Genomic DNA, 21,269 nt, shown 5'->3' on the forward strand with positions numbered 1-21,269 from the left:
AACGTTTATAGAGTATATATTCGGACCGCAGAATATGCCAGCCAAAAAAAAGCGCCGGGGTGCTAACCCGGCGCTATCATCTCGAGCGAGATCTTACAGCGAGCGCAGGAACGCGAGCAGTGCCTCGCGTTCAACGGTCGCCAGCTTCTCGAAGCGCTTGCGCGCGGCGGCCGCTTCGCCGTCGTGCCACAGGATCGCTTCGCTCAGGGTGCGTGCGCGGCCGTCATGCAGGTAGCCGACCTTGCCATCCTTGCCCATCACCTTGTCGCTGTAGCCAATGCCCCACAGCGGCGCGGTGCGCCACATGCTGCCGGTGGCCTGGCCTTCGACGTAGTCGTCCGCCAGTCCCGGACCCATATCGTGCAGCAGCAGGTCGGTGTATGGCCGGATGGTCTGGTCGCGCAGTTCGGCGAACTGGTGGTTCGCGCCGGTTTTCATCGACGCCGTGTGGCAGGCCACGCAGCGCATCGTCTCGAACAGCTTCTGGCCCGTGGCGACCTGGCGCGTGTCGACCCGGTGCTCGTCAAGTGGCGCGACGCCTTTCGGAAAGCCACTGGCCAGGCTGCGCTGGGCCGGTACGGCCAGCAGCGCCAGGTAGTTCGAGATCGACTGCAGCTCCGCTTCCGAGATCCCGCGCTGGCGGGGCGCGGTGGCGCATCCGGCCGGGTTGGCGTCGCAGCTGAGGCTCGGGTAGACAGGCGACGTGACCGCCATGTCGGCCAGCAGCGCCGATGCCGCCTGGTGGCGCAGCGTGGCTTTCGACGCTTTCCAGCCAAAGCGGCCCAGACGCACTGCGCCGGTTTCGGGATCGAACACGAAGTTGGCCGTACCGCGCACGCCGTCGCCGTCCGGGCTCGAGCGAACGCGCGCCAGGATGTCGGCTTCAGTGATCGCCTCCAGCAGACCGGTGCCGATCATCGGCTGGGCCGCGCGCAGTGAGACAGTCTCCGGCACCGGGCCATCGAATGCGATTTTTGGCTTGCGCAGTTCGACGTTCGTGCCGTCCGCCAGTTGGACCACGCGGGTGTCAAAGCCCGTCACGCGCACGCCGGTGCCCCAGTTCTGCGGGGTGCCATTGCTGGACACCGCATTCATCTGCACCGTAGTGCCGTAGGTCGGATGTGGCAGTTGCTGGCCTTGCGGGCCGACGTGCGCCACGCGCACCGCCATGCCATCGAGACGCTGGTTGATCGCCGCCGGGGCCGGGCTGCGGCCATTGCCGACGTGGCACGCAATACACGCGGACTGGTTGAAGCGGCCGCCCTGCAGACCCACTGCTGCCGCATACCGGTCGTTGCCCGCTTCGTTGTGTTCGCCCGTGGTGAAGTTGGTGTGCAGCAGGCGCCGGCCTTCGACGAAGCGCTGCATGTTCTGCATGCCAACGTTATTGTGCGGCTGCTGGAACATGAACAGGCCATTGTCGCTGTAGTTATACGACACCGAACCGAGGCCGCCGGACAGCACGTCATCGGGCAGCGGCACCGAATTCAGGCGCGGCTGCACGCCGTACCATGGGCGCAGGCCCTGGCCCACGACGTAGCTCCATTCCTGCGAGTAGTAGCGGATGCCGCCCGTGTCGCCCAGCGCGCCCAGTGCTTCGCGGGTGGTGAAATACGACGGCGAGACTTCGATGATGTCGCCCTTGACGAGCGGCCGGCCCGGCACGCTGCGGCCGGTCTTGAAGCCGTCGCTGTTGAGCTCGCTGTGACCCGGGTAATCCTTGACCAGCAAGGTGCAGCCGCCATTGATGCCGTTGGCGCTTGCCAGCCGGTTGTTCTGCGGATAGGGCGTTGGTTTACAGATCGGGATATCGTTATTGACCAGCTCGCCGGGTCGCATCCAGCCATAGCCGGTCGAATAGGGCTCGTCGAACTGGCGGAAGAACGCGACGCCGCCCTTGAGGAAGTCGACCGTCGTGTACTGGTTCACGACCAGCATCGGTTGCGTGATGCCCGCCACGCGGCTGTTGTCGATGATCTCGACGCCCCAGGTGCGGTTCTTGTGATACTGCGGCACGAACGTCAGGTAGTTGCCCGGGCCCTTGTCGACGGGTAGCCCGCTGGCGCGGTCGATCGTGTCGTTCGGACCATAGCCGATCTCGTTCCACTCTTCGCCGCGCTCACGGCCATGGCGGGCCAGGCCACGGGCACCGAAGCGCGTCACCAGCGTGCCGTCTGCAAGGGTAAATTGCAGCGATTCGATCGGCTCAGCCGTGCCTGGCAGCGGGCTTAGCGCAGAGCCATTGGCCGGGAAGGCCACGGCCGACGTCGGCGCATCGGGTAGCGTGTTGTCGCTGCCAGGCGACTTGAACTCGACTTCAAACAGCGAGTAGCCGTATTGCGTGGCGCGAGCGACACCCTGCAGGCGCAGGTAGCGGGCGCGGAACCCCAGGTTGAAGAATTCCTCGACGCCACCCTTGCCGGTGCCGACATGGCGCAACTGCGTCCAGGTCACGCCGTCGTTCGAGGTGAGCACCGTGTAGACCTTGCCGTACGATTGTTCCCAGGTCAGCTTCATATAGCCGATTGCGGTGGGCGCGCCGAAATCAAAATGGATCCAGGCGCCGTCTTCGGGCCGGCTCGACCAGCGCGTACCGGGCTTGCCGTCGATGGCCATGCCGGCCGCCATGCCGCCGTTCTCCGGCGTCGACGACGTCGCAGCCACAGGCTTGATGGCTACGCCCGGATGGGTCAGGTCGATTGGCAGCTCGGGCGCAGGCAGGTCAGGGCTCGGCGTTGGCGCGGCCGGCGTGCCGGTAAAGGCCTGGATCTCGAGGATCGAATAGCCATACTGGCCGGCGCGCTTAACACCCTGCACGCGCAGATAGCGGCCCTGGCCATTCAGGCCCGTGAGATCCTCGGTGCCGCCGACGCTGTCAGTAACGCTCTTGATCGTGGTCCAGCTGCTGCCGTCTTCGGACACCTGTAACAGATAGGCGCTCGCATGGGCGGCTTCCCAGTCGATCCGCACGCGGGTGATCGTCTGCGTCGCACCGTAGTCGAGCGTCAGCGATTCATCCTCGGTGAAGCGGCTACCCCAGCGCGTGGCGTTGTCATGGTCGATCGCCGCCGGGCCATCGAGATCGGGCCGCTCGGCCGAGCTGGCCTGGGCCTTGACCGGGGTCAGCGCTGTTTCCGTGCTGGCGAACACGCCGGCCACGGTCCTGAACAGGCTGGCGCTGGCGTTCTGCATGACGGCGACAGGCGACTCGGCAGTGCCGCCACCACAACCCGCCAACAGCAGCGGTAACAGCAGGATGGGTGCGAGCGGCGCGCCGGGCATGCGGATGCGGCGTGACGACTGCCCGCAAGGCAGTTGATCCATGGTGAAACTCCTAGGTATGAACGTCGATGGGTGAACTTCAGCACTACTTTCCGCATGCCCCGACCATGAATACCGACCGGGATCGTTATAATTGCTCAAAGGCAATTGTTAACCATAAGGTAACCGACCCGTTGGAGACGTGTCAAGGAATCTGCGCCGATGTGACACTTGCCGCCCGTCCACCACCCATAAATACGCTTCAGGCCCGTCGCATTTCTCCAAAAACCAATCGTGCGCGACCTGCCAATTCGTACAATTGCGAATTAGCCCGTTCAACTGGGCAACAATTGTGTAAACGGAGAGACGATGGGGCGATTATTTTTGTGGGCGAAGACGCGCCCGGCGCAGTGGGCGCTGCTGGCTGCGCTCGTGGCCTGTTACCCCGTGAGCCTGCTCCTGCCGCTGTCGTGGGGCCGTGAAGCAGGCGTTCTGGAAAACCTGCAGGTGGCCGTATTGCTGAGTGGCTTCGTGGTGGCGGTCGTCGTCTTCATGCGCCGTCGGCCGGAACGCACGGCGATGCTGGCGCTGTGGGCCGCGCCTGTCTGGTTGCTGCTGGCGGGCCGCGAACTGAGCTGGGGCCGCGCCTGGCGCGCCGTGCCCGGGTTCGACGCGGCGGGCAGGGCGCTGCCGCCCGAGCCGCTGTGGTTCCAGCCGCTGGTCTGGCCGGGCGCCGTGCTGCTCATCGGCTGGCTCGTGTACAGCGCCTGGCATTACCGCATCGACGAGGTAGTGCGCCTGGCATTCGTGCGCAGCGCGCCGTGGCTGCTGCTGTTCGTAGCGCTCGGCGCGGCCGTGGGCTCAACCTGTGCCGAGGGCCATATGTCATGCCATATCGATCTCGTCGCGTCGCGCGCACAGGTCTTTGAAGAGCTGGTCGAACTGCTGGCCTACGTGGCGCTGTGCAGTCTGCAAGCAGTTGTCCTGCGGCACCGGGTGCCGGCCCTGGGTCTACGCCATGAGCACGGCGTCGATGCTCGCGCAAAACAGGTGCGCTGACGCAGGTTTGCTGGCGGCGCGCATGTGGCTCGCTTGGCAAGTAGGACAAATTGCCCGTTGGTCGCGCCGCCGTTTTCCTCTAGCATGATGGGTTCTGTGAAATGACCACTTGCCTGCAGAGGTCGCCCGATCATGTCGAATTCAAAAGTTGTCGAAATCCCGCCGGCCACCCTGGCTATTCCTGATGTCGCTACTGGCGTCGCTACTGGCGTCGTTATTGGCGCCTCGCCAGCTGGTGGCCTGGCGCAGCGCGCCGGCCAGTACTGGGCGCTGACCAAGCCGCGCGTGACGCTGCTGACCGTGTTCTGCGCCGTGATCGGCAGCCTGCTGGCCACCGATGGCGCGCCCGCCTGGTCCGTCTTGCTCTACAGCGCCGCTGGCATCTGGCTGCTCGCTGGCGCCGCCTTCGCCGTCAATTGTTTGCTGGAAGCGCAGGTCGATGCACGGATGACCCGCACGGCGCGCCGGGCCACCGCGCGCGGCGACCTGGGGCCAGCCCAGACGGTCGTGTTTTCGCTGGTGCTGGGGGGCGCCGGCGCGGCCTTGCTGTACACACAGGTCAATCCGCTGACGATGTGGCTGACGCTCGCGACATTTGTCGGTTACGCCTTCATCTATACCTTGCTACTGAAACCCGCCACGCCGCAGAACATCGTGATCGGTGGGTTTGCCGGCGCCATGCCGCCGGCGCTCGGCTGGGCGGCGGTGGCCAATGGCGTGCCGCTCGAGGCGTGGCTGCTGGTGCTGATCATCTTCCTGTGGACGCCGCCGCATTTCTGGGCGCTGGCGATGGCGCGGCGCGACGACTATGCGCGCTCCGGCCTGCCAATGCTGCCGATCACCCACGGGATGGCCCACACGGGCCAGCAGGTTTGGCGTTACAGCGTGGCGCTGGCGGTCGGGACTGCGCTGCCATGGGCGGTCGGCATGAGCGGGCTGTTCTATCTGGCGTGCGCGTGCGCGCTGAATGCCGTGTTCCTGCGCCATGGCTGGCTGGTCCACAAGCACTACAGCGACGCGATCGCGCGTAAGGCATTCGCCTGGTCGATCGTGTATCTGGCGTTGCTGTTCGGCGCACTGCTGGCCGACCATTACCTGACCTTGCTATTGGCGGTTTGAGCCACGTTGGGTTCGTCATCGAACAGAAGCGGAGAACGCTAACATCTTAAGCTGTTCTCATGACAGCTCGATACCACTCCGCCCCCACGACGAGGATGCGCAGCAATCCGGCGCCTCTACCCCTTCCAACCTTTCCGGGCGAGCGCCGCAAGATCGCGCGCCCCACAGCCTTGCTGCCCGAGGACGTGCGCGATAGCGCCGACCTGGCTCGACTGATCGACCAACTTGGCTGTGGCGACGAACTCATTGTCGTGTCCAACCGCGCACCGTGCGTGCATTCGCAGACGGGTGACGGCGTTACTGCCCAGCGGCCCGCCGGCGGCCTGGTGACGGCGCTCGAAGCCGTCCTGTCCAAAGAAGGCGGCTGCTGGATCGCCCATGGCAGCGGCACGGCCGACCGTGCCACGGTCGATGCCAACGACCACGTCCTGTCCGAATATCTGGATGCTCCGTACCGGCTGCGCCGCCTGTGGCTCAGCGATGCCGAAGTGGCCGGCTACTACGATGGGCTGGCCAACGAGGCGCTGTGGCCGCTGTGCCACCGGACCGGCGTCGCGCCGACCTTCCGCCTTGACGACTGGTCGCATTATGTGGCCGTCAACCGGCGCTTTGCCGACGCCGTGATTGCCGAAGCCGCGAGCGAGCGGCCCGTGGTGCTGGTGCAGGATTACCACCTGGCGCTGGTGCCGCAGATGGTGCGCGAGCAGCTGCCGGACGCTGTCATCATCCTGTTCTGGCATATTCCGTTCCCGACGCCGCAGACCCTGGCCACGTTCCCTTGGGCGCAGCAGATGATGGCGGGCTTGCTGGCCAGCACTGTAATGGGCTTGCAAACGCCGGCCGATCTGACCAATTTCAGCCCGGCGCGCGCTGCCATCCCCGGCATCCAGGGCCGCGGCGCGGCGCATGCCGGGGCCTACCCGATCTCGATTGCGTGGCCAGCCAGGAATGATGTGGCCACGCCCGGCATCCGTGACGCGGTGAGCAGCCAGTTCGGCATCGCGCCTGGCGTGCGATTGCTGGTCGGTGTCGATCGCATGGATTACACGAAAGGCTTGAGCGAGCGCCTGCAGGCTTTCGAGCTGCTGCTCGAGCGGCGGCCCGACTTGCGCGGGCAGGTAACGCTCTTGCAGATCGGCGCGCCATGCCGCTCGGCGCTGGCCGCATACCAGACGATCACGCGCGATGTGGTTGCGCTCACGGAGCGCATCAACGCACGCTTTGGCAGGGATGACTGGCAGCCGGTCGTGCTGCATGCGAAAAGCGCGGATGCGGCCACCGTCACCGCGTGCTATCGCGCGGCTGACGTGTGCCTGGTCACGAGCCTGCATGACGGGATGAATCTGGTGGCGAAGGAATTCGTGGCGGCCCGTACCGACCTGCGCGGCGCGCTGGTGCTCAGCAGCCAGGCTGGCGCTGCCGCTGAACTGCATCAGGCGCTGATCGTCGATCCGCGCGACATCGCCGGCATGGCCCGCGCCATTGAGCGTGCGCTGGACATGCCGTTTGAGGAGCAAACCCGGCGCCTGCGCGCGATGCGCGGCGTCGTCAGTCAATACACGGTGTTCCGCTGGGCGGCGCAGTTGCTGGTGGATGGCATGTGCATCGAGGCGAGCCGCCGGATCACGCGTGGCCCGACACACGCTTATCTGCGTTGACCGGGTAACGATACACCCCTGTCAACACTCAGGTCGTTGTCAGGGGCACTTCCATCTCGCAGGTCACGGCCAGCAGCGTGTCGCCAAAGCCACCGCGCGCCCGCGCATCCAGCCTGGCGCTGGTGAACACGCGCGGCAGTGCGCTCCAGGCGAAGCGGGCGCCTGACAGTTCCAGTGCGCGCACCAGCAGCACGTCTTCATGGCAGGCCACTGCCGCAAAACCCCCGGCCGCCTGGTAGGCCAGCGCGCAGACACCCAGATTCGCGCCGTGGATATGACGGTGATCTTCCCGGTCATGGTAGGTGCGCGCAAAATGCTCGCGCAGCAGTTGCGCCTTGTCCGCGTGGGGCGACCAGTCGTCGACCGCCACCGACCCACACACGACGTCGGCGCCCAGCGTGACCTGCACGGCCAGCCATTGCGGCGAGACGCGCGTGTCGGCATCGGTGAACGCCAGCCAGCGCGCATCGGCTGCGATCAGGTGCAGGGCGCCGGCAGCGCGCGCGCTGCCGACCTGGCGCGCGGCGATTTCCAATGCGTCGAGCCGGCAACCGGCCAGCGCGAACGCCGTCTGCCATTCGCGCACGATCGCGGCCGTGCCGTCGTCGCAGGCATCGAGCACGACGCACACCATGACCGGTTCGCCGGCCAGTTGCGGATGCGTCGCTGCCCGCAGGACGGCTTGCAGGCAGGCGCCGAGGCACGCTTCTTCGTTATGGGCGGGGATGGCGACGCCGATCATGCTGGTTCTCCCTGTATTTTCTGCAGCGGCGCCACCGGGCGCCAGACGTCGAGCACGAACGCCTCGTCGCGATGATGCAGCGCGCGGCGCAGGCCGGGCAGCGCATCGGCGATATCGTGCACCGTCGCCGTCGGCGTGATCCGGTCGTCGAAGTCGTGCAGGTAGTGGCACAGCACCAGTTCGCCGTCCGGCGCCAGGTTGGCCGCAGCACCCGCCAGCATCGAGGCGATCGCGTCTTCGTCGAAGTAATACAGCAGTTCGCTGAGTACGACCAGATCGAACGTGTCGTCCAGCGGCCAGTCAGCCGGCAGGCGGCGTGTCTCGAAGCGGATGCCGCGCGTGGCGGCGTCGGGGACGCGGCGCCGTGCGGCGTCCAACGCACTGGTGGCGCCGTCGCAGGCCAGCAGGCGGTCGCAACGTGCGGCCAGCGCAACGCTCATTTCACCGTTGCCGCAGCCCGGCTCGAACGCGCTGCGGTAGTGCGGCTTACCCAGGCTGGCGAGCAGGATCGCACGCTTGCGCTGTTCGTACCAGGCGCTGCGCACGTCCCACGGATCGTCCGATTGGGCGTACAGGGTTTCGAAATGGGCCAGGGGTTGGGCGTCACGCATGGTCGGGGAAGTAGAGTTCAAAAGGATGCAGGACGCGTTCCATCGCAAACGCGGGCAGGATGGGCGCTGCGCCGCTGCTGGCGTCGCCCTCGATCTGGCTGTGGAAGCACCCGAGGGCGGCACGCTTGCGCGCCAGCGCATCGTTTGGCACCGGTAATTTGCGCGCCTGGCTCATGGGCATTGCGCCGTCGCCCGGCGCACTCCAGTGCCAGCCCCAGACCGGCGCCTGCAGCACGCGGGCGCCGCACTGGCGGGCGACGGCGCTGCAGGCCAGCGCCGTCGATTCGTGGTCGGGATGGCCGTCGAAGCGCCAGGTGGTAATGACGATGTCGCCCGGCGCGATGATCGCGGCCAGCTGGCGCTCGAGCTCGGGCGCGGCGGCGGTGACGCCGCCGTCCGGGATATGCAGGCGTCGCACGCGGTCGGCGTCGATGCCCAGGTGGGCCAGGGCGGCATCCGTTTCATCGGTGCGCGCCTGACGCAGGCGCTCCGGTGGCCACGCAGGCGAGCCGGGATGGCTGGCTTCACCATCGGTGACCGCCACGATCAGCGGCGCGTCACCGCGCGCGGCGACCAGGTGCAGCAAGGCGCCGCAGGTCAGGATTTCGTCATCGGGATGGGGTGCAACCACGACGACGCGCGTGCCGGGCGGGATCATCGCATCCAGCGTGATCTGCGGAACGGCAGCCAGCGCAGCGTCGCGCGCCCAGTCGTCCGCTGCCGGGCCGGTGCCGCCAATATGACGTGATCTGTTCACAAGGTCCATGGCGCGTCCTCCAGGGCAGCAACCAGCTTGCCGACGGCTTCCAGGTCGCGCTCCGCGTGGCTCTGGCGCATGAACACCGGCAGGTCCGCATACAGCTGCGCGAGCGCGGCATCCTTGCACAGCGGGCCGGCGCCCAGTGCGCGGCCCACGGCATGCAAGACCGTGTTGGCGGCCGCTTCGACGCTCAGACGTACGGTCATCGCCGTGCGCATGGCATTCGCGCCCGGTGCGCTGTCGATGGCTGCGGCGGCTTCGCGGATCAGCGCGGCGCAGCCTTGCAGTGCGACCGAGACCTCGCCCAGCTGGGCCAGGCGATGGGGATCGCTGCGCTCGGCCAGCCGTTCACGCAGCGCATCGGCCAGACGCGTGGCGGCGCCGAACCAGCATGCGGCCACGCCTGCGCCGCCTTGCCAGAAACCAGCCCGCTCAACATAGAAGCCCGGACCAGCCAGCGGCGTCGCCACCACATCATCGAACCAGACGTCGACGCTGGCCGTGGCGCGCATGCCCACTGCGTTCCAGCCGTCGTCCGTGACGCGCACGCCAGGCTGGCGCAGGTCGACCGCCGCCAGCATCGGAGCGCCAGCGTCATCCCAGCAACTGACCACCGCATGCGTGACGCCATGCGCCCCCGAGCACCAGGCCTTGCGGCCGCGCAGAACATGGCCGTGATCATGGCCGTGATCGACGGCCAGCAGAGCCAGGCGTGCATCCGGCGGCTCCGCACACCAGGTGCCCCAGGTGGCTTGCGGGATGTCGGCCAGCGCGTGCGCTCCGGCTTCGTGCAGGATGGCCACCGCATCCGTATGGCCTTCGAACACCTTCGCCAGGGGCAGGTCATGCGCGCCAACGGCGGCGAGTGCCTGCCAGCGTGCCAGCGTCGCACCGTGACCTGGTAGTGGAAGGCGCGCATGGCCAGCGTGCACGAGTTCACCCAGCGCGTCGGTCGGGGGCATCCCGGCGAGGCCGGTCAAGCTGCTGCGCAGGGTGGTCAGTGCAGGGGCGGTTGAAACAGGATTCTGCATGGCGATGTGTTTTTATGGCAACGATCTGATCCTAGCAGGCGAGGAGCGATTTCGCCTGTTCGCCATATCACACAGTCATGCACTATTCAGTCGGCGCAGCGCCATTCCGACACGCGTGTTTTACATTGTCTTGCTGCTACACTCCTGCCATCTTCCTTCTCACGGACAGCGTTGCAATGAACTTCCAGCTCGGCGATATCGGTCAGGTCATCCAGTTGGCGATCGCGCCCGTATTCCTGCTGGCGGGTGTCAGCATCCTGCTGATCGTACTGACCAACCGGCTTGGGCGCATCATCGACCAGATGCGTTTGCTTGAGGATCGCGCCATCAAGTGCGTCGATGCCGAGTGTGTGGCGTCGCTGAGCGGTCTGCACCGCCGTTCCAACCTGATCAATATCGCGATTGCTGCCAGCACGCTGTGCGGCCTGCTGGTCTGCCTGGTGATTGCGATGCTGTTTCTCGGCGACGCCACCGGCCTGCCGCTCGTCCATCTGATTGCTGCCAGTTTCATTGGCGCGATGCTGGCCCTGACGACCGGCTTCATCTGCCTGATGCGCGAGGTATCGATGTCGTATCGCCTGATGCGTGAGCAGCAGCTGGTGGCGATGGCCATGTGCGCGGGGCGCCCGGCCTGAGCGTTACCCTTTGTTCTTGTGCTTATCCATGCCATGCCGGGCGAGGAAGTCGTGCATGGCATCGGCAATTTCGGCCCCGTGCGTTTCCAGCGCAAAGTGACCGGTATCGAGGAAGCGCACCTCGGCCTGCGGCAGGTCGCGTGTGAACGCGTGTGCGCCCGCTGGCAGGAAGAACGGATCGTTCTGGCCCCAGATTGCCAGTAGCGGCGGCTGGTACTGACGGAAGTATGCGTGCAGCTGCGCATACTGCGCGATGTTCTGACCGTAATCAACCAGCAGGTTCAGTTGCGCATCCACGCCGATGCGCTCGGTGGCGGCGAACGCCAGCGCATAGCCATCCGGCGCGACGCGCGATACATCCTGGACGCCTTCCATGTACTGCCACTTCGTCATCTCGAATGAATTGAATGTGCGCAGTGCTTCGCGATTCGCAGCGCTCGGATCGGCCCACGCGGCACGCATCGGCGCCCAGCCCGGGCTCAGGCCTTCTTCGTAGCCATTGCCGTTCTGGCTCACGATGGCCGTGATGCGCTCCGGATGGCGCACCGCCAGGCGCCAGCCAACCGGCGCGCCGTAGTCGAAGACATACATCGCATAGGTATCCAGACCCACGGCATCCGTGAAAGCGTCGATGACGTCCGCGAGATGCGCGAACGTGAAGGCGAAGGCCGGGTCGGTGCGCGTCATGCCGAAGCCCGGCAGGTCGGGCGCGACGACGCGATAGTGTGTGGCCAGCGCGGGAATCAGGTCGCGAAACATGTGCGACGACGCGCCGAAGCCGTGAAGCAGCAATATGGCAGGCGCGTCGGCCGGGCCGGCTTCGCGGTAGAACACGTCGGTGCCATCGATGGCGATGCTGGCGTAGCGTACGACAGGCGTTACGGTGGTGGACAAGGCGGTAGGGTTATCTTGCATGAATGTTCTCCTGAATGACATTGATTGGCATAACCCCTAAAAATTAATAATAAAGGTTATGGTTGCATTGTGGCATGGGTGGAGTAACCCTTCAAGTATAATCTTGATGGTTATTACATTGGAGGCAGTCATGGCCGATACATTGCAGCCCGAAGCTGGCGCAGCACCTTTGATCGCTGATCATCTGGCGCTCGACATGCTCAACACCGAGGCGGGCGTCGGCGACGCGCAGCAGGATTTCTGGCGGAGCAGCCACGCCGTGCTGGACTGGTTGACGCGTTGCGATATCGATGCGGGACAGCCTTCCGGGCCCGCGGCGGATGCCCTGCTGCGCGACGCGAAGGTATTGCGCGCCGCCGCGCGTGATCTGATCACGCGCCGCATGGAGGGCGAAAAGGGTGATCCTGCGTTGCTGAACCGTTATCTGGCAGCGATGGTGTCAGCGCCGGTGCTTGTCTGGGACGAGGCGCAGCCGCATCTCGTGCGTCAGGGCGAAGCGCCGTCGCCAGCACGTGCGTTGGGAGTATTGGCCGAGGCTGTCGCGACCTTGCTGGCCGAAGGGGATTTCACGCTGGTCAGACAATGCGAGCATCCGGAGTGCGTGCTGTGGTTCTATGACCGCACGAAATCGCACCGGAGGCGCTGGTGCAGCATGGCGCTGTGCGGCAATCGGCATAAGGCAGCGCAGTTTCGCGCGCGGAACCGCTCGGGAGCGTAGCCGCTGCAATCGATACTGCTGAAGTTGCGGTTTATGCTGAGGCGTTAAAAACCCCGCTGTGCCGTGACGGCAAGCGGGTTAGTCGCGCGCTTGCGCTGAAAGACTGTCAGCGAATTACTGCATGCCGCCGCTGCTGATGAAATGCTCGCGTGCGTAGGCCAGCAGTTGGCCTTCCGATGGATGATCCACGGTCTCGACGGACTTAATCTTGTCGGCGATTGCCGGCATCTTGCTCGTCAGGTAGGAAACGAACGCGGTCTTTTCTTCGGCCGGGCCCACGACCAGAATCTGCTCGCTATCGGTCAGCGCTGCGGCGATATCTTTATAGAAGAGCGTGTTGTCGTCACCGTTGACGTGGTTGTCGCCGTGCTTCTGGTGCGGATGCGGGTGGGTCGAATGGGTTTTCATCGACTCGGATTCCGACGCATTCTTGTCGAAGTGGATGACTTGGGCTTTGGTGTGGTCGAGCCAGACGACGGTGTTATTCAGGGACATGGTTGCTTTCATAATGAAGTGTGGGTTGAGCATAGCGCATGTCCCGTGGTGACTGGGTGCGCTACCACACGCACGTCCTGTCACAGTCGACGAAACTGAAACTCGACGAATTGCGTTCAACTCCCGACGATATCGAAACTCCTGAAGTTTCGGTATCATGATGCCAGGAGGATTTCAACGATGAGAGCAGACTTCAGACTGGCGCGCATGCTGCACGTCCTGAGCCATATTCATGGCCGCACCAACACCACGAGTTCCGAGGAACTCGCCGTCATGCTCAATACCAATCCCGTGCTCGTGCGCCGGATGATGGGGGGACTGCGCGCCGCAGGGTATGTGACGTCGACGTCCGGGCGCAACGGTGGCTGGGTATTGGCGGTCGATCCCGACGCCATCACGGTGCTCGATGTGTACCAGGCGCTCGAAGAACCCGTGATCTTCGCAATCGGCGCGAATGTCGATCACCCAGGCTGCCCGCAGGAGCAAGCAATCAACGGCGCACTCGAAGTGGCCATGGCCCAGGCGGCCGGCACGCTGTTGCGTGAATTCGGGCAGGTGCGCCTGTCTGCCTTCATCACGCCGTCGGCAAGCTAGGGGGCGCGCATGTCGACGGAGATCGAGATCCATCCGGAAGCTGCGGTCGCGCCCGGTTACCTTGCCAATCACGCCGCGCGCGTGTTCAACCGTGCGGTTGATGATGGTCTGCGCCCGCATGGTCTGACGCTGGCGCTGATCGGTCCGCTGCTTTTGTTGTCATGGAAGGGAGCGATGTTGCAGCGTGACATGGTGCGCGCTTCGGCCATCAAGCAACCGGCGATGGTTGCACTGCTCGACAAGCTCGAAGGAATGGGAATGATCGAGCGGCAGGTCATGGCGGCGGACAAGCGCGCTTCGGCGGTCAGCCTGACCGAAGCGGGGCGTGCTGGCGCGGCCATTGGCCGCACGGTACTGCTTGAGGTCAATGCCATGGGCGTGGCGGGATTCAGCGACGCCGAGGCGGCGCAGCTGGTTGGGCTGTTGGTCAGACTCATTGCGAATCTGGAAAACACCGCGAAAAATTAATATCATCTATGATGTAATTTTTCAGCGGGAGCATCGCATGTCACAACGCATCTTGATCACCGGCGCGAGCGTCGCCGGCAACACGGCCGCATGGTGGCTGGCGCATTATGGCGTCGAGGTAGAACTGGTCGAACGGGCGCCCGCATTCCGGGATGGTGGCCAGAACGTCGATGTGCGGGGCAATGCGCGCGTCGTTCTGCGCAAGATGGGACTCGAAGCGGCAGCCTTCGGGTGCAGCACACAAGAACGGGGCACGGACTGGGTGGACGAAGACAACCGCGTGATCGCGCGCTTCGAGGCAGCCGATTCCACCACGGACAACGGCCCCACGGCCGAACTGGAAATCCGTCGCGGCGATCTGGCCCGCATCATCCATGACGCCGTCTGCGAACGCGTCAACGTGCGCTTCGGTGACCACATCGCACAGGTCGTGCAGGACGACGACGGCGTCAACGTCACCTTTGACAGTGGCCGCACGGGCCGCTACGCCGCCGTGATCGTTGCCGAAGGCGTCGGTTCGCGCACCCGCGAGCTCGTGTTCCCGGGCGAGAACAAGCCGCGCTGGATGAACCTGACGATCGCGTACTTTAGTATCCCCGCGACGCCGCAGGACGGGCCCTATGCGCGGCAATACAACACCGTCGGCGGCCGTGGCGCAACGCTGAAGCCGGCCCGCGACGGCAAGCTCGGCGCCTACGTGGGCGTGCACAAGACGCCCGAGGGCGAGCACCACTGGGACGCCGCGCGGCAGCGCAAGTTCATCGAGCAGCAGTTTGCGCACGATGGCTGGGAGTTTCCACGCATTCTCGAGGCGATGAAAACGACCGACGACTTTTACTTTGACGTGCTGCGACAAGTACACATGCCGCGCTGGTGCGCCAACCGCGTGGCGCTGGTCGGCGATGCCGCCTGGTGCCCGACGCCGCTGACGGGTATCGGCACCTCGCTGGCCATGATCGGTGGTTACGTGATTGCGGGCGAACTGGTGAGCGGTGCTGCGCCTGCAGCCGCCTTTGCCGCCTACGAACGCATCATGCGGCAGTATGTGAAGAAAGGTCAGCGCCTGCCGGGCATCGTGCCCCGCATCCTGTGGCCGCACACGCGTTTCGGCCTGGCGTTCCTGCGGCGCGCGATGCGCGTGGCCGGTTCGCCGCTGGTCAAAAAGCTGATCAACAACGGGTTCGCGCGCGCTTCCCACGAGCTCGCGCTGCCGTCATACCGTGGTTGACGGTGGCGTTTGAACGCCTTGCGCTGGCGCTGCCACGTGAAAGCCGCCGATCTGGCTGAATTGGTCGACCGCGAAATCGATGAAGGCTTTCACGCGCAGCGGCTGATAGTGGCGCGATGGCGCCAGCACGTACAAGTCCTGACTGCGGGCCATCCAGCCTGGCAATACCTGAACCAGTGCGCCGCTCGACAACAGATCGTGGATCAGCCAGTCGGGGCAAATGGCAATCCCGCTGTCCAGCACGAGCGCTTCCCGGATCGCCAGCGCATTATTGACGCGGTAGCGACTGCTTACCGGGACCTGGAGCGCCTGATCGCCGCGATGCAGATCGATCGTGGTACCGGGTGTCCATGCGAAGCGCACGAAGTCGTGGCCGGTCAGGTCGGCTGGTTGTTCTGGCTCGCCCCGTTGTTGCAGATACGCGGGCGAGGCCGCAAGAAAGCGCGGGACCGTGGCCAGGTGGCGGCCGGTGACATCCGGCGGCAGTGGTCCACCGAGCCGGAAAGCGATATCGACCCCTTCGGCGACCATATCGATGTAGCGGTCGTCCAGTACCAGTTCGATCTCCACCGCCGGATGCGCCGCCAGGAAGCGACCGACGATCGCATTGATCCGCAACTGCCCCAGGCCGACGGGCGCATTGATCCGCAGAAGCCCCGAGACCTGGCCTGTCATTCCCTGGACGGTGCCGACGGCAGCGTCGAAGCCATCGAGCACCAGTTTGGCATCGAGGTAGAACTGCCGCCCCTGGTCAGTTGGCGACAAGCCTCGGGTGCTGCGTTGAAACAGCCGCACTGACAGGTGCTGCTCGAGTTGGGCCAGCAGCTTGCTGACTGTTGGCTGCGTGGTCCCCAGTTCACGCGCGGCCGCCGACAGGCTGCCCAGCTCCAGCGTTCGGACGAAGGTGCGCATGGCGCGCAGAGTATCCATCGATATATTCCTGAATGGAATGAGTGATGTTCGACTTTATCACCTTCCAGCAAGATATCGAATGACCTATCGTGGGTTCTTTATTACTGAGGATTCCCATGCGCTACTACTTACACAACGCCGCGATCTGGGCCGCCATGACCCTTCCAGGCAACGCACTGGCGCAGGACGCACGTACGCATTGGGTGACGTCCTGGTACGCAGCGCCTCAGCCTGCATGGGATAGTCAATTCGTTTTGCCGATGAACGTGCCTGCCGTTCTGGATCATCAGACGGTGCGCGAATACGTTCGCATCAGTGCCGGCGGCGAGCGCATCAAACTGGTGTTCTCGAATCGCTACGGCAAAGCGCCTCTTGCAATCGGCGCGGCCAGCGTGATGATGCGCGAAGTGACGCGCGTGGTGACATTCGAAGGCGCGCGCCAGGTGACGATCGCGGCTGGCGCGACGGTCACGAGCGACACCGTTGCGCTATCGGTCGCGCCGTTGTCGCAGCTGAAGGTTACGACCTATCTGCCACGGCGGACCGCAATCACCGGGTTTCACTGGGGTGCGTCGCAACGTATCAGCATCGCTGCCGGCAATGCGAGCCGGACGGCGGATTTCTCGAACGCGGCAAGGGTGGAAGGGCGCTTGTTTCTCAGCGCCGTGCTGGTTGACGCATTACCGAGTGGCCGCACGGTGGTGGCGCTGGGCGACTCCATCACGGATGGCAACGGATCGACGCCGGATGCGGATCGGCGCTGGCCCGATTTCCTAGCGCGTCGCCTGGCGCCGCACGGCATCGCCGTGGCCAATGCCGGTATTTCGGGTGCGCGGCTGCTGAAAGATGGCATGGGCGAGCGCGCGCTGGCGCGATTCGGGCAGGATGTGCTGGGTCAACCCGGGGTGTCGGACGTGATTGTCCTATTGGGGATCAATGATATCGGCTGGCCTGGCAGTCCATTCGCGCCGGCTGAACCGATGGTGACGCTGGACGAGTTGACAGCGGGTTTTCGCCGGCTTGCGGCCATTGCGCATATCAACGGAATCCGCATTACGGTGGGAACGCTGCCGCCATTCGAGGGAGCGCTGGAGGGAACGCAGTTTGCCGGGCATTACAACCCGCAGAAAGAGGCATTGCGCCTGCGGTTGAATGACTGGATCCGGGGCGCTGGCATCTTCGATGCCGTGGTCGACTTCGACGCTGTGCTCCGTGATCCGGCACGACCGCAGCGCATGCGCGCTGAATTTGATTCGGGTGACCATCTGCACCCGGGCGATGCCGGGTATCGGAAGATGGCCGATGCCATCGATATCGACGCCATCGTAGCGCGCGTTGCGGGCGCTCATCGCGACGCTGCTCCGGCGCCGAGTCAATGAGCCGGTCTGATCATCCCTTGTCGTCGGTGTTTGCGCCCGGGTCTGGCTTCACGCGCGTGAGCTTGTAATCGGCCGCAGAGCGCTCGAGCGCCAGGCCGAGTACGTCCTTGAGGTCATCAGGACTCGCGCCGTTGTCCAGTTGCTGCTTGGCGAACGTGTTGCGCAGCGTGCGGCCGCCGGAGCGTGCCAGATCCATCCCGGCGCGCTCGAACGTGGCGCGCATTTGCACGTAGACCGTTTTCCTCGTCATCCTGGCGCCGGCTGCATTGGCCGGAAAGACGAACTGGCCCGGGATGGCCAGCGTCTCGCGCTCGGCGAGCCACGGCAGCAGCTCATCGGCGCCGTCGCGGGGGAGGGTGATCGTGTGTTCGTGGCTGGTGTCATGCTTTTCGTCGGGCGTGATGGTCAGCACGATCGAGCCGTCGAGCGCCTGCTGGCGGCCGATCTCGGACATCAGCAAGCCGATCGCTTCCGATACGCGCAAACCGGCCAGGGCCATGACGACCTGCATGGCGCGATCGCGCCGGCGCTTCCAGCCCTCGAACGGGGTGCTGGTACGGCGCTGTGGTGCCTCGGCTGGCAAGGCTGCGAAGAACCGTACCAACTGTTCGTCAGACAATGTGCGGCCGGCGTCATCCCGCGTCATGTGGGCACGATCGATATGGAGAATGGCGAGCTGCGCCGGGTTGGGGTTGACGTCGAGGTGCTCATAGCAGCGCTCGAGGAGACGCAGATAGCGGTAGGCGATCTTGCTGTTGAGGATGAGCTTTCCCTTGGTGGTGCGGCCGATGAAACGGGCCAGGTCGGCGTGGGTGACCGTGGAGAAGGTGAGGCCTTGTTCAATCATCCAGCCCGCCACGTTGGCAAACATGAAGTTGTAGATCTTTGCCGATGCCGCAGACGGAATGCGCAACGTGCCATCGGCCGGCAGGCGGCGGCCGGTCTCGGCGAAAGCTGTGGTGGCAACGAATTCCCGGAACGCTTTGATGGGATCACGGTCCCATGAAGTTGGTGTGGACATGGAGGTTGGAATCAGGTTGGGATGCACCAGACTACCATAAAAACGTAACTAACCAACAGAGAGACCTACAAACACGAATTTATCGAAGGCCTCGACTCTCTCCAGGACAACAACTCCGACATAAGCCACCAGAAGGAAGGTCTGATTGTGCCTCGTCGGTTAACGGCCCACATCATTGGCAAATCGAATCAGTTCGACTGATGGGCATGGCTAGTCAGTTCCAGCTGGGCATGCCGCGACGGGGGAGGGGATGACTAATCAAGTATTTGACTGTGCGTGACTTTGTGTGAGCGTATGGGCGGGTTATTCAGTTACTATCAAATAGGAACACGCGTTCTATCTAATCAGGGGGAAGCATGTACCAATGTCCTCAATGTCAGGATTTCTCTCTCTCCAACTCTTCGACATTATTCATGACGCTCGACGGCACGACGACATGTCCGACATGCAGGACGACGCTGCGTATCAAGCGCAAGCCGACAAATTACCTGCTTATCGCATATATGTGTCTTCGCGCGATCCTCGGATCAGTGCTGCCGGGCGGCTATAACGTCGGAATTCATTTCGAATTGAGCGTGATGATTGCCTTGTTTGTGATCCAGTTTTTGTTGATGGAATACGAGGTTGTCACCTTGGGTACGTTGCAAGAGTGCTCTAAGATTTGATCGCTCTGTACGAATGGTTGTCTGTTTTTGAACGCGATCGCTTGCCTGCGCTGTTCCGGGAAAGGTAGGAGCCCGAAAGGCTGGGCGTAAACGAAACTCCAGGAATTACAAAAACACCTGCAGAGCAGGTCTTTCTTGAGCAAGACACCGGGCGATGAGAGCCTGGGAAGTTGTCTTTCGTAGATTCGCAGCCGGAGCACATGGCGCGCCCGCAGGAAACGCGAATTGAAGAACGCGTTGGCCATGCTGATGCCGGGCTGCCACTGAGAACAACCAGCATGATTGGGTTCAAGGACGGCGCTTGGAGAAGGACTTGGCTGGAATGCGACCGATATTGCAGTTCTTGACCAACCCTAGCCTCAATTGCGCTTACTCACTTACTCCGCTACCTATTTGAGTACCGAAGATCTTCAACGAACTTACAGATTACTAACGATCAAATATAAAAGTAACTAACCAACCTAGTCTAAAAACAAAAATAAAAAACAAAACCGCGAACAGAAACCAGGGCATGGCAGTCGACACAAGCTTGCGAAGAGTGGACTCCACCAAACCTCCAACCGGATGTCATTGCTCAAAGACAGTTCAACATGAAAATTGATCTTCGATGATCGAAGTTGCCGAAGATAACGCGATGCAAATGACTCCACCTATGTTTTCTCGCTATCTCAACTAACCGTAATTTCCGGGATTCTTGTGAAATATAAAGACTACTACCAGACCATGGGCGTTCCGCGTACCGCCAGTGCTGACGAGATCAAGCAGGCGTATCGCAAGCTGGCACGCAAATTCCACCCTGATGTCTCGAAGGATGCATCGGCCAAAGAGAAATTCCAGGCAATTGGCGAGGCGTATGCGGTCTTGAAAGATCCTGAAAAGCGCCTTGCTTACGATGCGCTTGGCAAGGCGCCGGAAGGCGCCGACGTTGCGCCGCCGCCCGGATGGCAGAACAACTTCAGCACGGCTGGGGCCGGCTTCGACGACGTCGACCTTGCCGATCTGTTCGCCGCGTTCGGACGTGGTGGGAGGGGAGGTCAAGCACGCCGGCCAATGCCTGTCCGGGGCCAGGACGTGGATATTTCCGCGCCCGTCACACTCGAGCAGATTCACAGCGGCGGAGAGATCGAAGTACGTGCGAATCTGCCCGAGTCCGATGCACGGGGCGTGCCGCACCTGGTCAGCCGGACGTTTCGCATCACGATCCCAGCCGGCGCGGCCAACGGTCAGCGGCTGCGCCTGGCAGGCAAGGGTGGTCCCGGCCACCAAGGTGGTCAGCCCGGCGACCTGTACGTCGCGCTGGCATTGTCGCCGCACCCGTTATATCGCCTCAGCGGGCGCGATCTGTACATGGATCTGCCGCTTGCTCCCTGGGAAGCCGTGCTTGGCGCAGTCGTTCGGATTCCTACATTGGACGGTCACGTCGAACTGACTGTGAAGGCAGGATCCACAGCGGGCCAGCAACTGCGCCTGGCCAAGCGTGGCTTGCGCGGGCCCGATGGTGTTGCCGGTGCGCTTTACGCGGTCATCGTCATCAAGGTCCCATCGCAGATCAGCGATGCCGAGCGCGCGCTGTACCAGCAACTGGCAGAGGCGTCCAAATTTCAGGCCCGTGCCAACTTCGGCTAAGGAGATTTACTCATGTCCATGCAAGTGACCCATGCGGTCTGGCTTAACGATACGGCAGTGTGCTCGATTGATCATCTGGTTGAAGTATCCGGACTATCGTTGGATGACATCAGCAATCTGGTCGAGGATGGCGTGATCGCGCCAGCTGATGCGTCGAACCCGGGCGCCGGCTTCCATTCGGTGCACGTCCTTACCGTCAGGCAGGCGCGCAGGCTGCGGGATGACTTTGAGCTGGACCGAAACGGAATTGCGCTGGCATTGACGCTGCTGCGCCGTATCGAGTCTCTGGAACAGGCGCTGCACATGGCGCAATCGGGTCATGGGTTTGTTTTACCGGTGGCCGGAGACTTGATTGGGAAAGACTGACTGCAT

General features: G+C 63.7%; 21 protein-coding genes. 12 read left to right on the forward strand and 9 right to left on the reverse strand.

Annotated features, from left to right (window positions below):
* Positions 1–93: 93 nt before the first annotated feature.
* Positions 94–3,324, reverse strand: a complete 3,231-nt coding sequence (locus tag HD842_RS06305; protein WP_183552355.1) for a di-heme oxidoredictase family protein — start codon at positions 3,322–3,324, stop codon at positions 94–96.
* Positions 3,325–3,630: 306 nt separating this feature from the next.
* Between HD842_RS06305 and HD842_RS06310 the strand changes: the two genes are divergently transcribed.
* From HD842_RS06310 to HD842_RS06320, 3 genes are all read left to right on the forward strand, one after another.
* On the forward strand, positions 3,631–4,320 hold the full coding sequence (locus HD842_RS06310) for a hypothetical protein (protein WP_183552358.1): 690 nt from the start codon (positions 3,631–3,633) through the stop codon (positions 4,318–4,320).
* 132 nt (positions 4,321–4,452) lie between these two features.
* Positions 4,453–5,439, forward strand: coding sequence for a heme o synthase (gene cyoE, locus HD842_RS06315; protein WP_183552361.1), 987 nt, complete (start codon positions 4,453–4,455; stop codon positions 5,437–5,439).
* Positions 5,440–5,498: 59 nt separating this feature from the next.
* Complete coding sequence (locus HD842_RS06320; protein ID WP_183552363.1) at positions 5,499–7,097, forward strand: alpha,alpha-trehalose-phosphate synthase (UDP-forming); 1,599 nt, start codon at positions 5,499–5,501, stop codon at positions 7,095–7,097.
* Between the two features lie 28 nt (positions 7,098–7,125).
* On the opposite strand, the gene HD842_RS06325 is transcribed toward HD842_RS06320, so the two are convergent.
* The 4 genes from HD842_RS06325 to HD842_RS06340 are packed head-to-tail and all read right to left on the reverse strand — an operon-like array spanning position 7,126 to position 10,241.
* A complete protein-coding gene (locus tag HD842_RS06325) occupies positions 7,126–7,839 on the reverse strand; it encodes a glycosyltransferase (protein WP_183552365.1) in 714 nt (237 codons plus the stop codon).
* On the reverse strand, positions 7,836–8,450 hold the full coding sequence (locus HD842_RS06330) for a class I SAM-dependent DNA methyltransferase (protein WP_183552366.1): 615 nt from the start codon (positions 8,448–8,450) through the stop codon (positions 7,836–7,838). Before HD842_RS06330 ends, HD842_RS06325 begins: the two co-directional genes overlap by 4 nt.
* A complete protein-coding gene (locus tag HD842_RS06335) occupies positions 8,443–9,216 on the reverse strand; it encodes a PIG-L deacetylase family protein (protein WP_183552367.1) in 774 nt (257 codons plus the stop codon). Before HD842_RS06335 ends, HD842_RS06330 begins: the two co-directional genes overlap by 8 nt.
* Positions 9,204–10,241 carry an acyl-CoA dehydrogenase gene (locus tag HD842_RS06340; protein ID WP_221290135.1) on the reverse strand — a complete coding sequence of 346 codons (1,038 nt, stop codon included), beginning with the start codon at positions 10,239–10,241 and terminating at the stop codon, positions 9,204–9,206. Before HD842_RS06340 ends, HD842_RS06335 begins: the two co-directional genes overlap by 13 nt.
* Positions 10,242–10,417: 176 nt before the next feature.
* On the opposite strand from HD842_RS06340, the gene HD842_RS06345 reads away from it, so the two are divergent.
* Positions 10,418–10,876, forward strand: a complete 459-nt coding sequence (locus HD842_RS06345; RefSeq protein WP_183552368.1) for a DUF2721 domain-containing protein — start codon at positions 10,418–10,420, stop codon at positions 10,874–10,876.
* Between the two features lie 3 nt (positions 10,877–10,879).
* Here HD842_RS06345 and HD842_RS06350 read toward each other — a convergent pair whose 3' ends face one another.
* On the reverse strand, positions 10,880–11,791 hold the full coding sequence (locus tag HD842_RS06350) for an alpha/beta fold hydrolase (protein WP_183552369.1): 912 nt from the start codon (positions 11,789–11,791) through the stop codon (positions 10,880–10,882).
* A gap of 130 nt (positions 11,792–11,921) precedes the next feature.
* Here HD842_RS06350 and HD842_RS06355 point away from each other — a divergent pair, with 130 nt between their 5' ends.
* Positions 11,922–12,509: a CGNR zinc finger domain-containing protein gene (locus HD842_RS06355; protein ID WP_183552371.1), complete on the forward strand. Its 588-nt coding sequence runs from the start codon at positions 11,922–11,924 to the stop codon at positions 12,507–12,509.
* 114 nt (positions 12,510–12,623) lie between these two features.
* Here HD842_RS06355 and HD842_RS06360 read toward each other — a convergent pair whose 3' ends face one another.
* Complete coding sequence (locus tag HD842_RS06360) at positions 12,624–13,004, reverse strand: translational machinery protein (protein WP_183552373.1); 381 nt, start codon at positions 13,002–13,004, stop codon at positions 12,624–12,626.
* 180 nt (positions 13,005–13,184) lie between these two features.
* Between HD842_RS06360 and HD842_RS06365 the strand changes: the two genes are divergently transcribed.
* From HD842_RS06365 to HD842_RS06375, 3 genes are read left to right on the forward strand one after another with little or no spacing between them, the layout of a single operon-like run.
* Positions 13,185–13,598: an Rrf2 family transcriptional regulator gene (locus HD842_RS06365; RefSeq protein ID WP_183552375.1), complete on the forward strand. Its 414-nt coding sequence runs from the start codon at positions 13,185–13,187 to the stop codon at positions 13,596–13,598.
* Positions 13,599–13,607: 9 nt separating this feature from the next.
* Positions 13,608–14,066 carry a MarR family winged helix-turn-helix transcriptional regulator gene (locus tag HD842_RS06370; RefSeq protein ID WP_183552377.1) on the forward strand — a complete coding sequence of 153 codons (459 nt, stop codon included), beginning with the start codon at positions 13,608–13,610 and terminating at the stop codon, positions 14,064–14,066.
* A 37-nt stretch (positions 14,067–14,103) separates the two neighbouring features.
* Positions 14,104–15,294: an FAD-dependent monooxygenase gene (locus HD842_RS06375; protein WP_183552379.1), complete on the forward strand. Its 1,191-nt coding sequence runs from the start codon at positions 14,104–14,106 to the stop codon at positions 15,292–15,294.
* Here the strand turns inward: HD842_RS06375 and HD842_RS06380 are convergent.
* Entirely contained in the window at positions 15,280–16,224 is a 945-nt protein-coding gene (locus HD842_RS06380) for a LysR family transcriptional regulator (protein ID WP_183552381.1), read from the reverse strand. The two genes, HD842_RS06375 and HD842_RS06380, sit on opposite strands and share 15 nt — an antisense overlap.
* A 98-nt stretch (positions 16,225–16,322) precedes the next feature.
* Between HD842_RS06380 and HD842_RS06385 the strand changes: the two genes are divergently transcribed.
* Complete coding sequence (locus HD842_RS06385) at positions 16,323–17,585, forward strand: SGNH/GDSL hydrolase family protein (RefSeq protein WP_183552383.1); 1,263 nt, start codon at positions 16,323–16,325, stop codon at positions 17,583–17,585.
* A gap of 10 nt (positions 17,586–17,595) precedes the next feature.
* Here HD842_RS06385 and HD842_RS06390 read toward each other — a convergent pair whose 3' ends face one another.
* Positions 17,596–18,606 (reverse strand): tyrosine-type recombinase/integrase, encoded by a 1,011-nt coding sequence (locus tag HD842_RS06390; protein WP_183552385.1) that lies wholly within the window; start codon positions 18,604–18,606, stop codon positions 17,596–17,598.
* Between the two features lie 413 nt (positions 18,607–19,019).
* Between HD842_RS06390 and HD842_RS06395 the strand changes: the two genes are divergently transcribed.
* The 3 genes from HD842_RS06395 (at position 19,020) to HD842_RS06405 (ending at position 21,263) form a co-directional block, all read left to right on the forward strand.
* Positions 19,020–19,271 (forward strand): hypothetical protein, encoded by a 252-nt coding sequence (locus HD842_RS06395; RefSeq protein ID WP_183552386.1) that lies wholly within the window; start codon positions 19,020–19,022, stop codon positions 19,269–19,271.
* 696 nt (positions 19,272–19,967) lie between these two features.
* Positions 19,968–20,897, forward strand: a complete 930-nt coding sequence (locus HD842_RS24440) for a DnaJ C-terminal domain-containing protein (protein ID WP_183552388.1) — start codon at positions 19,968–19,970, stop codon at positions 20,895–20,897.
* Between the two features lie 12 nt (positions 20,898–20,909).
* A complete protein-coding gene (locus HD842_RS06405; RefSeq protein ID WP_183552390.1) occupies positions 20,910–21,263 on the forward strand; it encodes a chaperone modulator CbpM in 354 nt (117 codons plus the stop codon).
* Positions 21,264–21,269: the final 6 nt, after the last annotated feature.

Source organism: Massilia aurea (genome assembly GCF_014200505.1).
In the GTDB taxonomy this organism is placed as follows: domain Bacteria; phylum Pseudomonadota; class Gammaproteobacteria; order Burkholderiales; family Burkholderiaceae_D; genus Telluria; species Telluria aurea_B.